The sequence below is a fragment of the Sphingobacterium lactis genome, from assembly GCF_011046555.1.
GTDB lineage: Bacteria > Bacteroidota > Bacteroidia > Sphingobacteriales > Sphingobacteriaceae > Sphingobacterium > Sphingobacterium lactis.
Window position 1 is genome coordinate 3502848 of the sequence record NZ_CP049246.1, and the last position, 13641, is coordinate 3516488.

Here is a 13641-nt window from a genome sequence, read left to right on the forward strand (position 1 = left end):
GCACAAAAGACATGAAAGATCAAGCCATTACTTCAGCAGGATTTCCCAACTCCCGGAAAATATACATTCCAGGTTCGCTTCACCCCATCCAGGTGGCCATGCGCGAAATTACCCTCAGCCCGACCAAACTCAGCAATGGGGAGCTGGAAGTGAATCCACCCATCAGCATTTACGATACCTCAGGTCCATACACCGACGAACAGGCATCGATCGATATTCGCAAAGGTTTGCCACGCATCCGTGAGCAGTGGATCATGGACCGCGGCGATGTGGATACGCTGGCACAGATTAGCTCGGTTTATGGGCAACAACGTTTGGCCGACAGCCGATTGGATGAACTACGCTTTGCCTACAACCATAAAGCGAAAAAAGCTAAGGAAGGCCAAAATGTAACGCAATTGCACTATGCGAAGCAAGGGATCATCACGGCAGAAATGGAATACATTGCCATCCGCGAGAATCAGCGGATCGAGCAATTGCAACAGGCAACGCCGGGAATGGCCCAACAGCATCCGGGCGAAAGCTTTGGCGCAAATACACCGAAAACACATATCACGCCGGAATTTGTCCGTCAGGAAATAGCGGCCGGTCGTGCCATCATTCCCAATAACATCAACCATCCCGAAAGTGAACCCATGATCATCGGGCGGAACTTTTTGGTGAAAATCAACGCCAATATCGGCAACAGCGCCGTAAGCTCCAGCATCGAAGAAGAGGTGGAGAAAGCTGTATGGGCCTGCCGATGGGGTGCTGATACGATTATGGACCTGTCCACCGGCAAGAACATCCACGAAACTCGCGAATGGATCATCCGCAATTCACCCGTACCCATAGGGACAGTACCTATCTATCAAGCATTGGAGAAAGTGAAAGGTGTGCCGGAGGATCTGACTTGGGAAATCTTCAAGGATACCCTGATTGAGCAGGCTGAGCAGGGTGTTTCCTATTTCACCATCCACGCCGGCGTCCTGTTGCGCTTTATCCATCTGACGGCAAAACGAGTGACGGGCATTGTATCTCGCGGCGGATCGATTATGGCCAAATGGTGTCTTTATCACCATAAGGAAAACTTTCTGTACACCCATTTCGAGGATATCTGCAAGATCATGAAGCAGTACGACGTAGCGTTTTCCTTGGGGGATGGGCTACGCCCGGGTTCGATTGCGGACGCCAATGATGCCGCCCAGTTTGCAGAATTGGAAACGCTGGGTGAACTGACCAAAATTGCCTGGAAGCACGATGTGCAGGTCATGATCGAAGGACCCGGACATGTGCCCATGCACATGATCAAGGAAAACATGGACAAACAACTGGCAGCCTGTGATGAGGCACCATTCTATACCTTGGGCCCATTGACCACCGATATCGCACCTGGATATGATCACATCACCTCCGCCATCGGTGCGGCCATGATCGGATGGTACGGTTGTGCGATGTTATGCTACGTGACACCAAAGGAACACCTGGGGCTACCCAACAAAAAAGACGTGAAAGATGGCGTCATCACCTATAAATTGGCTGCCCATGCCGCCGATCTGGCCAAGGGACATCCCGGTGCGCAGTACCGCGATAATGCCCTGAGCAAGGCGCGCTTCGAATTCCGCTGGGAAGATCAGTTCAACCTTTCCCTGGATCCCGACACGGCGCGAGAGTACCATGATGAAACCCTACCTGCCGACGCCGCAAAGGTTGCCCATTTCTGCTCCATGTGCGGACCGAAGTTCTGCTCCATGAAAATTACGCAGGAAATCCGGGAAGCCACCGAGGCTGGCATGCTGGAGAAATCCAAGGAATTTATTGAAAACGGAAAAGAGATTTACCTATGATCGTGAGCATCACCCTACCCCATCAGCAATTCAATGAAACACGCTGGGTGAACCTCCTTTTTGAGGAGGGCCTGCAGAAGTTACACATCCGAAAGCATGGCCAAACCGCCCGGTACCTGGAAACCTATATCCAGGAAATTGACAGCAACTTCCATTCCCGATTGGTGCTGCAATCCCATCAGGAATATGCCCAGGAATTTGGGCTCCAGCATATCCATTTGAATGAACAGGACCGCAAGGCCAATCGGCATGTCGAGTTTGACAGCTATGCGCTATCCACCTCGACCCATAGCTTCCAGGATTTCAACGACCTGACCCCCATTTGGAGCTATGCTTTTCTGAGCCCTTTCTACGCCAGCATCTCCAAACCCGGGTACGGCATTGATTCCACCCTGCTCCAGGAATTCCAGTTGCGGACCAATAACGCTGTACAGCTGATCGCACTTGGGGGCATGCATAAGGATAATATGGAAGAGGTCGTGAAAAATGGCGTCAATGGCGTTGCGCTCCTTGGGTCGCTCTGGAATGAGACGGATCCAGTGGGGTATTACCGCGAATGCGCTAAAAAATTGAAGGAATTACGAAATGAAAACAATCAGTAGAATACAGTATATATCGAGTGGCGAAACGTTCCATGAACAGCTGCAGCATATACAAATGGCTCTGGATCTAGGAATCGACTGGGTGCAGGTTCGTTGGAAAGGCGCTCCGGAGGAAGACCTGATGGCATTGGCCATAACCGCCAAGGAACGCTGCCAAGCCTATGGTGCAGCTTGCATCCTCAACGATCACCTGAAAGTAGCAAATGCTATCGGTGCCGACGGTTTACATCTAGGACTGCAGGACGCACCGATTTCAGCTGCCAAAGCCTTGTTGGACACTAAGATCATTGGCGGAACAGCGAATACCCTAACGGATGTACAGCAACGGATAGATGAAGGCGTCGATTACATCGGCCTGGGACCTTTCCGATTTACCACGTCGAAACAGCAGTTGAGCCCGATTCTGGGCATCAGCGGTTATATGCAGATTTTGGACCACCTCAATACCCATGCGACCCCCTGTCCGCCGATTATTGCGATCGGTGGCATCCAGACCCGGGACGTACCGGCACTGATCGAGATTGGCGTACATGGTATCGCGATCTCCGGTCTGCTGCAACAGCACCCAGAGGAAATATCCATTATAAAATCATATTATGAACACATTACTGAACATCAACAATAAAACCTTTCAATCGCGTTTATTTCTGGGCACCGGTAAATTTGGCAATCTGCCCTTGATGGCGGAGGCCATTACCGCATCGGGCACCGAATTGGTCACCACGGCGCTGAAACGCATTGATCCCAACAATACGGGGGACGAGTTACTGCAGCATCTACAGATTCCGGGCGTGCAGCTCTTGCCCAACACATCGGGTGCCCGAAATGCCAAGGAAGCTGTATTGGCAGCACTACTGGCGCAGGAAGCATTGGAAACGAATTTCGTCAAACTGGAGATCCATCCGGATCCGCGGTACCTGATGCCCGACCCCATCGAAACCCTGCGTGCCACCGAAGAGCTGGCAAAACTCGGCTTTGTGGTCATGCCCTATATCCATGCAGACCCCGTACTCTGCAAACGATTGGAGGATGCCGGGACTGCCGTCGTAATGCCGTTGGGTGCTCCCATAGGTAGCAACAAAGGTATCCGTACAATTGATTTCCTGGAAATGATCATCGAGCAAAGTCGGGTTCCGGTTGTTGTCGATGCGGGAATCGGCGCACCTTCCGATGCCGCGAAAGCTATGGAATTGGGTGCCGATGCTGTCCTCGTAAATACAGCAATCGCCACCGCGGAGCAACCCGTTCTGATGGCAGAAGCCTTCAAAATGGCCGTTATTGCAGGCCGCATGGCTTATGAATCAGGGCTTGCGGCCAAAACAAGTCAAGCTATTGCATCATCCCCTTTAACAAGCTTTCTAATCGAAAACGATGACTATTAACGAAATCCTGAACACCTATAGCTGGGAGCAGGTGCACAAGCTCGTGTACAACCGAACCGTTCACGATGTCGAACGCACGTTAGCCAAAACGAAGCTCGATACACTGGACTTTTTAACCCTGATTTCCCCTGTAGCCGCACCATTCTTGGAAGAAATGGCTCAACGCGCCAAGACTATTACCCAGCAGCGTTTTGGAAAGACCATTCAGCTGTATGCGCCGATGTATCTCAGCAATGAATGCCAGAATATCTGCACCTACTGCGGATTTTCCATGGACAACAAGATCAAAAGGAAGACGTTGAACGATAGCGAGATCATTATGGAAGCGCTAGCCCTCAAGGCTATGGGTATCAACCATGTACTTTTGGTATCGGGTGAAGCCAATAAGATTGTCGATATGCCCTATTTCCTACATGCCATAGCGCTCCTGAAACCCCACTTCGCCAATATATCCCTCGAAGTCCAACCCCTATCTCAGGAGGATTACAGGGAATTGCATCTTGCAGGGGTCCACACGGTTCTGGTTTATCAGGAAACCTACCATGAAGAAGTGTATAAAAAGTATCACCCGAAAGGGAAGAAATCCAACTTTGCCTTCCGTATCAATACACCCGACCGGATAGGCGCTGCAGGCATCCATAAAATAGGCCTCGGTGTATTGTTGGGTCTGGAGGATTGGCGAATCGATAGTTTTTTCAATGCCCTCCACCTGGACTATCTCCAACGAACCTATTGGCAGACCAAATACAGCGTTTCCTTTCCACGCCTTCGACCCGCAGAAGGAACCGTTGAGCCCAATTTCATAATGGAGGACAGCCACCTCTTGCAACTGATCTGCGCTTACCGGCTATGGAACCCCGATCTGGAGATTTCCATCTCCACCCGCGAGCGTGAACACTTCCGTAACCATATCATCCCATTGGGCGTCACGACCATGAGCGCCGCATCCAAGACCAATCCGGGAGGCTATGTCGTCGATCCGCAGTCGTTGGAGCAGTTCGAAATCGCGGATGAGCGAAGCATGGATGAGATCAGGGACTTGATCAGGAAACACGGTTATGACCCGGTGATGAAGGATTGGGACGTTTGTTATGCAGGAGGAGCAGATGCATAGGGATACTAAATTTTTGCGCTACAGCCGACAGATTTTCATGGAGGAAGTTTCCATATTAGGTCAAAAGAACATTGCTGCCGCAAAAATTTTGATCGTTGGTGCAGGCGGATTGGGATCACCCATTATTCAATATCTGGCTGCTGCAGGTGTCGGCACATTGGGTATCGTCGATTTTGACGATCTGGAGCTGCATAACCTGAACAGGCAAGTGATCCACTCGGAGCAAGGTATCGGAAAGAACAAAGCCAACAATGCTAAGGTTTTCGTCGAAAACCTAAATTCCTCAATCAAGGTCATTCCTTACACAGTGCGCCTGGATGCCGAAACCATTCCTGAAATTGCTGCAGGGTATGATCTGATCATCGACGGCTCCGATAATTTTGAAACCCGCTATTTGGTCAATGATTTTGCTGTGCAAGCAGGTATCCCATTGGTTTACGGCAGCATCTTCGCTTTTGAGGGCCAAGTGGCTGTATTCAATCTGAAAGGCAGCAAGCATTTACGGGATCTTTTTCCCGAGCCTCCCCATCCGGAGGATATCCAGACCTGCGATCAATATGGCGTATTGGGCCCCTTACCCGGTGTGGTCGGTAGCCTCATGGCGATGATGGCGCTGAAGATATGCATCGGTATGGAGGTAAAAATAAACCAATTGACCTTGATAAACTTGCAGGACTGGACTTTTACGACCGTAGGCTATTAGTTTCCTTAACAATCGCTTGCCCCCCGAGCGAAGGCATTCGCCGTAGATTAGGAATTCCGTATATTTGTAATCTACTAGTTGAAAAATGAAGGAAGGAAAATCTGCAAGTCCGAAAACGAGAAAGGTTACTTCCGGTCCCCTTCGCGAAAAGGAACGTACCATGAACCGCATCGTAAATGCGGTGGGGAAAGTCCTGAAGAAAAAAGGATATCCGGGATTGACCATTGCCAATATTGCACTGGAGGCCAAGGTAGATAGAAAACTGATCTACACCTATTTTGGCAATCTGGATAACCTGGTGGACCTCTTCATCAGCAAAAGGGACTATTGGAAAACAAAAGCTAAAACTTCCATCGACAAACTCCTTGCCCAGGACCACATCTCACAAGAGGAAATGGAATCGCTCCTGATCGGCCAGTTCAACTCGGTCATGTCGGATGCTACCCTACAGCGCATTTTGCAATGGGAACTGTCCCAACATTCGGAATCGTTGCGGAGGTTGGCCGATGAACGCGAAGTTGTTGGCGAACAATTGATCCAGAAGCTCGAGAAGAACATCACCAATAGTGACAGCGATATCCGCGCCTTATTGGCACTACAAACTGCTGGGCTTTATTACCTGGCGTTGCACGCCAATTCCAATGGCAGTACGTTCTGTGGTCTGGACCTGCATAAGGAGGAGGATCGGGAACGGATTTTCCAGGCACTGAAACGCCTATTGAAAGCAGAAATTGGATAAGGGGCATAAGATTGCCGAATTATCCCTTAATTATCCCGAAATTTTCCTTATTTTCAAGGATAATTATGCGCTTTGCGGCCAATTCCATACTGATGAACAGAAAAATCCCCATTGACAAAGATCTCTCCCTAAAGGCTGTCGTGGCAAGTGATGCCATCAAGATGTACAAGATTATTGATAGCCAAAGGAAGTATCTTGGCGAGTGGCTGCCATTTGTTCAATTCACCAATAAACTTGACGACAGCAAGGGTTTCATTGAAATCGCCATCAAGCACCGCGAAATGAAGCGCGATTATGTGTATAAGATCTGTTATAAGGACAAAATGATCGGTTTGATCGGTACAAAGGAAATTGACTACCTCAACCGAAATACCGAGATTGGCTATTGGCTATCCGAAGAGCACCAAGGAAAGGGATTTATGACAAAATCGGTCCATGCCCTAATCCAGGCATTATTTTCCGAAGTAAAATTGGAGCGTATCCAGATTTGCTGTGCTGTAGGCAATGAGAAGAGCATTGCCATCCCCAACCGGCTGGGCTTCAAACAGGAAGGTATCAAACGAAACGGCGAATGGGCCGGCAACCTGCAATTCAGGGACCTTATCGTCTTCAGCCTCTTGCGATCCGATCAACAGGGAACAACATAAAAAAGTGGAGCATGGCTCCACTTTTTTATGTTATATTTCTTTTATCGCTGCTGTTGTTTGGCTGCTTTCATGGGGTTACCTTCCGTCGATTGCCCTCGTGCTGCACGGCCATTGTTCTGAAAGATCTCAAATCGGGATGGCTGTGCTGACCGTGGCCAGGAGTTATTGCCCTCATCAATATCGGCAGTTTCCCGGAACGGATCCAACTGAATGGAGGCGACCTGCTTGGTCTTCGCGAAGACTTTGGTTACTTCATGCTCATCCATTCGCCAGATATAGGCCGGAATTCGATCGATTTCCGTGCTGCCATCCGTAAAGGTCCATTGAATAATCAATGGCATCACCAATCCGCCATTGTTCTTAAAATTCAGTTCATAGAAGGATGTTTTGCCATTAAAAATATCCTTTTCTTTTTCCGAAAGCCCATTATAGAATTGCTGGTAGCTTGCTTCATCGGCAGGCCGAACCGCAAAACGATCCCATTTATTGTAGAAATCCAGCAAGGAGGTATCTTTATCCACGAGGAAAGCCATATTCTCCTCCAGGTTTCGCTGACGCGTGATCGTGTTCAGGTCTTTATCAAAAGCGGCCTTGCGTTCAGCCTGCGTTTTCTTCGGGTCAGATCCACTCATGCGGTATTGCGTTACATGCTCCAGAGAGATTTCCACCGGGTCCGTTCCGAAGAACCAACCGCGCCAGAACCAATCCAGATCCACGGCCGAGGCATCCTCCATGGTTCGGAAGAAATCCGCAGGTGTCGGGTGCTTGAATTCCCATCGCCGTGCATATTCCTTGAATGCATAATCGAAGAGCTCCCTTCCCATTATGGTTTCCCGCAGGATATTCAATGCGGTGGCCGGTTTGGCGTATGCATTAGGTCCGAACTGCACGATATTCTCCGAGTTGGTCATGATCGGTTCCAGTTGATCTTTGGGCAATTGCATATAATCAACGATCCGGTGTGCTGGGCCTCTTCGCGAAGGGAAGTCCTTGTCCCATTCCTGTTCCGTCAGGAATTGCAGGAAGGTATTGAGTCCCTCATCCATCCACGTCCATTGCCGCTCATCGGAGTTCACGATCATTGGGAAGAAATTATGCCCTACTTCATGAATGATCACACCGATCATCCCATATTTCACAGCTTCCGAATAGGTTCCATCTTCATCTGCACGTCCGTAATTGAAACAGATCATCGGGTATTCCATGCCATTTGCGGCCTCCACGGAGATTGCCACTGGATAGGGATAGGGAATCGAGAACTTGGAATAGGTTTTCAACGTATGAGCGACCACCTTGGTGGAATATCGACGATAGAGCGGATAGGCTTCCGGACCGTAATAGGACATCGCCATGGGTTGATTCCCCTCGATGCCTTCATTGACCTTCATGGCATCCCAAACCAATCTGCGGGAGCTGACAAATGCAAAATCACGTACATTCTTGGCGCTATACACCCACGTTTTCTTGGCCGAAGACTTCTGCCCCATGGCCTTCTTGGCATCGTCCAAGGTCACGATTTCTATTGGTTCTTTAGCGGTTTGGGCCTGTTTCCATCGCGATAACTGCGTTGCATTCAGTACCTGCCCATAATTCTGGCATTCACCGGTCGCTCCGACAATGTGGTCGGCAGGGACCGTAATATTCACTTTATAATCGCCGAATACCAAAGCAAACTCTCCCCTTCCGGTGAACTGCTTATTCTGCCACCCCTGGAAATCGGAGTACACGGCCATACGCGGGAACCATTGGGTAATGGTGTAAAGATAATTATCATCCTTTGCAAAGTGCTCATAGCCACCACGGCCATTCTCCACCATGCGATCCGTTATCTTGTAATCCCAGTCAATCTTTAAAGTCATCTTTGCTCCCGGCTTCAACGAGACCGGTAGATCGATGCGCATCATCGTATAATTGATGGTATAATCCAATGCTTTCCCACTGCCATCAGTAACCTTATGGATATTGACGCCATAACCTTTCTTTTCCGGCACCATCGCTTTCAACTGTTCCAGGGACATCTTCTCGCGGAGCTTACTCTGGTCAAATTTCTTGCTTTCGGCATTGTCGGCATGCTCATTTTCATCCAGTTGCACCCAGAGGTACTGCAGTGGGTCCGGAGAATTGTTGGTATAGGTAATGGTTTCCGATCCCTTCAACACCTGGTTGACCTCATCGATTTCAACATCAATGACATAATCGGCCTTCTGTTGCCAATACATGGATCCAGGCGCGCCGGAGGCGGTACGGAAAATATTGGGATCCGAGAGCAAACTCCCCAGTTGTTCAAATTTATTACCGTGGTTGGAACCTGGATTGTTCTGCGCATGGGTAATGGCTACCGTTGCCATCAACAGGCCGGTACCAAAGGATTTGATCAGGTGACTATATTTTTTCATAAAGGTATACGTTCTAAAGCCATAATAAAGGAAATCCCAATCACAGCGGATGACAAAAAGAAGCTCCAATCCCGGTTGGAAACGGAGAATATTTTGAGCATCAGTTCGGAGAGCAGGATCAAGAAAAAGACAATGATGAGTTGGCCAAACTCCAGTCCGAGATTAAAGGAAAGTAAAGGTAAAACAATGGAGGCTTCCTGCCCCAAAAGCGATTGCAGGTAATTGGAGAAACCCAGTCCGTGGATCAGGCCGAAAAACAGGGTCATGCCATACAATACGGCTGCATTACGTTGCTTCCGCCGCTTGGGCAGGTTGTAAAGCGCCGTTGCCAGGATGGTCACCGGAATCAGGAACTCCACCCAGGACATATCCACACGGACAATCTGGAATGCTGCCAATGCCAAGGTGATGGAATGACCAACGGTAAACGCCGTTACCAGCCACAAAATCCGTTTCCAATCTTTTAAGGTATAACTACAGCATAAAACCAAAACAAATAAAATATGGTCATAGCCATTCAAATCTAGAATATGCTGCCACCCGAGCTGAAAGTAGATCGAAAAATCGCTCATCATTTAGGTTATGTAATAAACTCCTAACAAAATTAATATTATTTTAACATTGCGATGCGTTTTTGTAAAAATTAGATATTTTAGCACATAATTGTTGCAATATCCATCAGATGAACATCCGAAAAACTGCATTCTGTTTAACCGTTTTGGGACTCCTGCTCTCCATAGCCGCATGGGCACACCCCTTTTATGTGAGCATTACGTCCATTGATTATACCGTAGAAAAGAAACAGATCGAAGTTTCCTGCCGAATTTTTCAGGATGATCTGGAGAAGGCAATCAAAAATCAATTGAAGGTGGGTGTGGATGTCATCAAACCAAAAGATCGTGAAGCAACCAACCGAGCTATTGCTACCTACATTAAACAGAACTTCAGGATTACGGCCAACGGAAAGCCAAAGGACTTGACGTTTTTAGGATACGAGATCGACAATGATGTAGCATGGTGCTATTTCAAGGCGCCGCAGGAGGAAAACATCAAGGAATTGAAGGTTATCAACCAGTTGCTGTACCAGGATTTCAAAACGCAAGCGAACATTCTACACGTTACGGTGAACAAAAAACGAAAGAGCACCAAACTAGACAATCCGAAGCGATCAGCTGAATTTGTTTTCTAGCTCCTGCACTAAAAGATTTCCTTTGCCCAAAAAGCTCATAATAGCCTATACGGCCAACAAATGTCCTACTATTTACTGTTTTTTACCCTGAAAATGCTGGAGTGGTATTGGGAAGATTTTTCTTTTGTTTCGGGAAATGGAAATGCCCAGAAACACAAAATGCTTTTTTGTTAAAAAAGCACATCTAAATTTTACTTGATTTTTTTTGGAGTAGAAGGGTTAACTTTTCTTGTTAACGCTTCTATCTGTTTGTGTGGTTTGGTTTGGTCCTACAAATCCCCAATTGGTTACATAGTAAGAATATGGGTTTTGCATCAGTTTTACTTTTTTTGTTCTTTCTTTTTTAATCATTAAATACCTTTCTTTATTTGTTATGCGAGTAATATAACAAAAATTAAGCCAATTTCCAAATCTATCTGAGAATTAATGATTGCCGGCCCATGCAGCCATTGAAAAATCAAGATGAAGTCTATTATTTATGATTATCAATCGTTTAGGGCAATCAAAGCCAGGTAACCTATAGAATAAACGTTTATCTGCCAAATTGCTCAGTACCCACCAAAACGACATAACTCACTGCAATACAGTTACATAGTCCATAAACACAGTTCATTACACGCCAACATCGGGCTGGACCTTGTCTGACATGCGTCCGAGGTGAGAGCGTACTGAGAGCGTGGTGAGAGCGTGCCTATAGCACGTATCCACCACGGTTAAACCCCGCGCGCATTACGGTCGCATGTCGAACAAGGTCCAGTTAGGCCGGAAACGGGATAAGCAGGACTACTTGATTTTTCGTAATGGCAAATGGGAAGGAACAGCATGTACGAAATGCATAAGGTGAGAGCGTGTTAAACTTAAGAATTTGGCAAGAAATTAGGGATTTCCCTATATAACTGTCAGAACACAGCTATATGTGGGAATTGGGTTGTTCTTTGGAATAAATTTACAGAATTTCTTTGATTTACCCTCAGGGTAATCGGATTTTATGTAACTGCCTATCGAATCATCACAACCAACAATAACGCACAGCATGTGCCATAGGGACCATGGTATTAGCGTGGGTCTCATGAAAGCGATTGCATCCGCTTTAAATCATTACCCTTAATTTACGACATGGGCCATCCCCGCTGAATGCTTATGGATGAATTCTGACGGTGAACTCCGCAGGATATGCTTGAAAACCCTATTGAAATGCACAACCGTATTGAACCCACATTGATAAGCGACTTCGGAGATGTTTTCCGTCGATCGGTTGATGAGCAGCTGGCAAGCCTTTTCAATTCGGATTTCATTCAAAAAGGTCACATACGTTTTCATGGTGTGCTTCTTGAAATACTTACAGAATGCGGAAGGGGTCATGTGGATCAGCTTGGCGACTTCATCGATGGTGATTTCGCGGTTGTAGTTTTCCAGTGAATACCGCAGGACATCATTGATGCGCACACCGACCTTATCGTTGAAATTTGAACCTGGCAGCCCTGAATAGAGCGATATCATATCCTGCTCATGTGCCAATAGGAAATCGAAAATCTTTAATACCTGCATCAACTTGGCCATCCCCTCTTCCTTCATCAAGGAAGCGAAAATATGCTTGATCTTTCCGGCGTGCTGCTGGATGACCTTCTTACTGGAATTCATGGTGCTGAAGAAATCCTGCATGGGTTGAAGCTCCTGCAAATTGAAAAGCGGGGCCAGTTTATCGAATGCAACAAAGACATGCACCACGTGGACCTTATCCTCTGGATTACCCTCCTTGATGAACACATGCGGGTCATTCGCTTTCAGTATATAGATTTCATTTTCAAAGAAGGGCTGGATTAAGTTTCCGATCACCACGGAACCTCTCCCTTTCAAGATGTAGGATATCTGTATTTCCTTATGTCTATGGTAATGGCTATAGAATTCGTCACGTAGATCTTCCTGGATGTAAAACGAACCAGCACCGAATGCAGGCGCCGTAAATTCTATTGGATATCTAGCCTCTTTAGTCTTTAAAGCTTCCATATGTTCATAATTATCTTTCCCCTATTTGGAAAACGGTAAGAAAGGTCCTTTAATAATTGTGTTTAGTTGGATACAAAAATATGTTTTTTTTGATTCTATTTCACCATTTTAGACACATTAGTTTATTTATTGGTTTACTTAGGGTCCAATTTTTCGGAATTATCGACCCTCAATACATAAAAAGAGCCAATCCCAGGGGATTGGCTCGCTTACCGAATTAAAACAAATATTGTGGTTGTTATGCTTATTGATCATTGATCAGGGCCCGATCCAGGTGGACATAGCCCCCATCCACATGGATGAGTTGACCCGTGGTATGGCTGGATCGATCCGACAGCAGGAACACCGACATGTCGGCAATTTCCTCGACTGTGGTCATTCTGTTCTCCAGTGGAATCCGGCTGGTAATCTTGTCCAGTGTCTCTTCCGGATTTGGTAAGGTCTTGATCCATTTTTCGTACTGCGGGGTCATGCATTCCGCCACGATCACCGAATTCACACGGATGCCGTACGGTAAGAGCTCCACGGCCCATTCCCGCGTCAGGGCATTCCGACCGCCATTGGCAGCAGCATATCCCGACGTACCACCCTGCCCCGTTTCGGCAGTCTTGGAACTGATGTTCAAAATCGCACCTTTGTTCTTCTTCAACTCCGGCAGGCAATACTGTGCCATCAGGTAATAGTGAATCAGGGTGTTGTGCAAGGCTTCTACAAATCCTTCATAACTGCCATGCTCCAATCCGATCCCATCATTGAGACCCGCATTGTTGACCAACCCGTCAATACGGCCAAACTCTGCCAGCACCGCATCCACAGCCTTGCGGCATTCGTCGGGTTTGCTCAATTCCGCAGCCACGGAAAAAGCTTTTCCGCCCTTCTCCTCAATCTCCGCCTGCACACGGAGGTTATCCGCTTGTTTGCGGCCAATGATTACGGGAATGGCGTCTTCACGCGCAAGCGATTCCACGATCCCTTTCCCGATTCCCTTCGCTCCACCTGTAACCAGGATAATTTTATCTGTTAAGTTTAAGTTCAT

The 13641-nt window shown here is 47.5% G+C and carries 13 protein-coding genes; 9 read left to right on the top strand and 4 right to left on the bottom strand.

What is annotated here, in order from left to right; all coding sequences use genetic code 11:
• Positions 1–11 precede the first annotated feature (11 nt).
• The 8 genes from thiC (at position 12) to G6N79_RS15365 (ending at position 7013) form a co-directional block, all read left to right on the top strand.
• The gene (thiC, locus tag G6N79_RS15330; RefSeq protein ID WP_103906077.1) at positions 12–1826 is read left to right on the top strand and encodes a phosphomethylpyrimidine synthase ThiC; all 1815 of its coding nucleotides are present in this window, start codon (positions 12–14) and stop codon (positions 1824–1826) included.
• On the top strand, positions 1823–2428 hold the full coding sequence (locus tag G6N79_RS15335; protein WP_103906078.1) for a thiamine phosphate synthase: 606 nt from the start codon (positions 1823–1825) through the stop codon (positions 2426–2428). The genes thiC and G6N79_RS15335 overlap by 4 nt, the downstream gene beginning before the upstream one ends.
• Positions 2412–3053 carry a thiamine phosphate synthase gene (locus G6N79_RS15340; protein WP_103906079.1) on the top strand — a complete coding sequence of 214 codons (642 nt, stop codon included), beginning with the start codon at positions 2412–2414 and terminating at the stop codon, positions 3051–3053. Before G6N79_RS15335 ends, G6N79_RS15340 begins: the two co-directional genes overlap by 17 nt.
• Positions 3025–3810, top strand: a complete 786-nt coding sequence (locus G6N79_RS15345; protein WP_103906080.1) for a thiazole synthase — start codon at positions 3025–3027, stop codon at positions 3808–3810. Before G6N79_RS15340 ends, G6N79_RS15345 begins: the two co-directional genes overlap by 29 nt.
• Complete coding sequence (gene thiH, locus G6N79_RS15350) at positions 3800–4924, top strand: 2-iminoacetate synthase ThiH (protein ID WP_103906081.1); 1125 nt, start codon at positions 3800–3802, stop codon at positions 4922–4924. Before G6N79_RS15345 ends, thiH begins: the two co-directional genes overlap by 11 nt.
• Positions 4925–4937: 13 nt before the next feature.
• The gene (locus G6N79_RS15355; protein ID WP_200818779.1) at positions 4938–5627 is read left to right on the top strand and encodes a HesA/MoeB/ThiF family protein; all 690 of its coding nucleotides are present in this window, start codon (positions 4938–4940) and stop codon (positions 5625–5627) included.
• An 85-nt stretch (positions 5628–5712) separates the two neighbouring features.
• Positions 5713–6366, top strand: coding sequence for a TetR/AcrR family transcriptional regulator (locus G6N79_RS15360; RefSeq protein WP_103906083.1), 654 nt, complete (start codon positions 5713–5715; stop codon positions 6364–6366).
• A 92-nt stretch (positions 6367–6458) separates the two neighbouring features.
• The gene (locus tag G6N79_RS15365; protein ID WP_160003708.1) at positions 6459–7013 is read left to right on the top strand and encodes a GNAT family N-acetyltransferase; all 555 of its coding nucleotides are present in this window, start codon (positions 6459–6461) and stop codon (positions 7011–7013) included.
• A gap of 41 nt (positions 7014–7054) precedes the next feature.
• On the opposite strand, the gene G6N79_RS15370 is transcribed toward G6N79_RS15365, so the two are convergent.
• The gene (locus tag G6N79_RS15370; protein ID WP_103906085.1) at positions 7055–9409 is read right to left on the bottom strand and encodes a M1 family metallopeptidase; all 2355 of its coding nucleotides are present in this window, start codon (positions 9407–9409) and stop codon (positions 7055–7057) included.
• Positions 9406–9984, bottom strand: a complete 579-nt coding sequence (locus G6N79_RS15375) for a HupE/UreJ family protein (RefSeq protein WP_234993186.1) — start codon at positions 9982–9984, stop codon at positions 9406–9408. The genes G6N79_RS15370 and G6N79_RS15375 overlap by 4 nt, the downstream gene beginning before the upstream one ends.
• A gap of 107 nt (positions 9985–10091) precedes the next feature.
• Here G6N79_RS15375 and G6N79_RS15380 point away from each other — a divergent pair, with 107 nt between their 5' ends.
• The gene (locus G6N79_RS15380) at positions 10092–10598 is read left to right on the top strand and encodes a DUF6702 family protein (RefSeq protein ID WP_103906086.1); all 507 of its coding nucleotides are present in this window, start codon (positions 10092–10094) and stop codon (positions 10596–10598) included.
• Positions 10599–11702: 1104 nt separating this feature from the next.
• Here the strand turns inward: G6N79_RS15380 and G6N79_RS15385 are convergent.
• Both G6N79_RS15385 and G6N79_RS15390 read right to left on the bottom strand, forming a co-directional pair.
• A complete protein-coding gene (locus tag G6N79_RS15385) occupies positions 11703–12605 on the bottom strand; it encodes an AraC family transcriptional regulator (RefSeq protein WP_103906087.1) in 903 nt (300 codons plus the stop codon).
• A 244-nt stretch (positions 12606–12849) separates the two neighbouring features.
• A complete protein-coding gene (locus G6N79_RS15390; RefSeq protein WP_103906088.1) occupies positions 12850–13641 on the bottom strand; it encodes an L-fucose dehydrogenase in 792 nt (263 codons plus the stop codon).

Bases quoted from the DNA above. Each gene is read 5' to 3' on its own strand.
- G6N79_RS15335 (WP_103906078.1), top strand. From the start codon at position 1,823: ATGATCGTGAGCATCACCCTACCCCATCAGCAATTCAATGAAACACGC.
- G6N79_RS15380 (WP_103906086.1), top strand. From the start codon at position 10,092: ATGAACATCCGAAAAACTGCATTCTGTTTAACCGTTTTGGGACTCCTG.
- thiH (WP_103906081.1), top strand. From the start codon at position 3,800: ATGACTATTAACGAAATCCTGAACACCTATAGCTGGGAGCAGGTGCAC.
- G6N79_RS15345 (WP_103906080.1), top strand. From the start codon at position 3,025: ATGAACACATTACTGAACATCAACAATAAAACCTTTCAATCGCGTTTA.
- thiC (WP_103906077.1), top strand. From the start codon at position 12: ATGAAAGATCAAGCCATTACTTCAGCAGGATTTCCCAACTCCCGGAAA.
- G6N79_RS15340 (WP_103906079.1), top strand. From the start codon at position 2,412: ATGAAAACAATCAGTAGAATACAGTATATATCGAGTGGCGAAACGTTC.
- G6N79_RS15360 (WP_103906083.1), top strand. From the start codon at position 5,713: ATGAAGGAAGGAAAATCTGCAAGTCCGAAAACGAGAAAGGTTACTTCC.
- G6N79_RS15385 (WP_103906087.1), bottom strand. From the start codon at position 12,605: ATGGAAGCTTTAAAGACTAAAGAGGCTAGATATCCAATAGAATTTACG.
- G6N79_RS15365 (WP_160003708.1), top strand. From the start codon at position 6,459: ATGAACAGAAAAATCCCCATTGACAAAGATCTCTCCCTAAAGGCTGTC.
- G6N79_RS15370 (WP_103906085.1), bottom strand. From the start codon at position 9,409: ATGAAAAAATATAGTCACCTGATCAAATCCTTTGGTACCGGCCTGTTG.
- G6N79_RS15375 (WP_234993186.1), bottom strand. From the start codon at position 9,984: ATGATGAGCGATTTTTCGATCTACTTTCAGCTCGGGTGGCAGCATATT.
- G6N79_RS15390 (WP_103906088.1), bottom strand. From the start codon at position 13,641: ATGAACTTAAACTTAACAGATAAAATTATCCTGGTTACAGGTGGAGCG.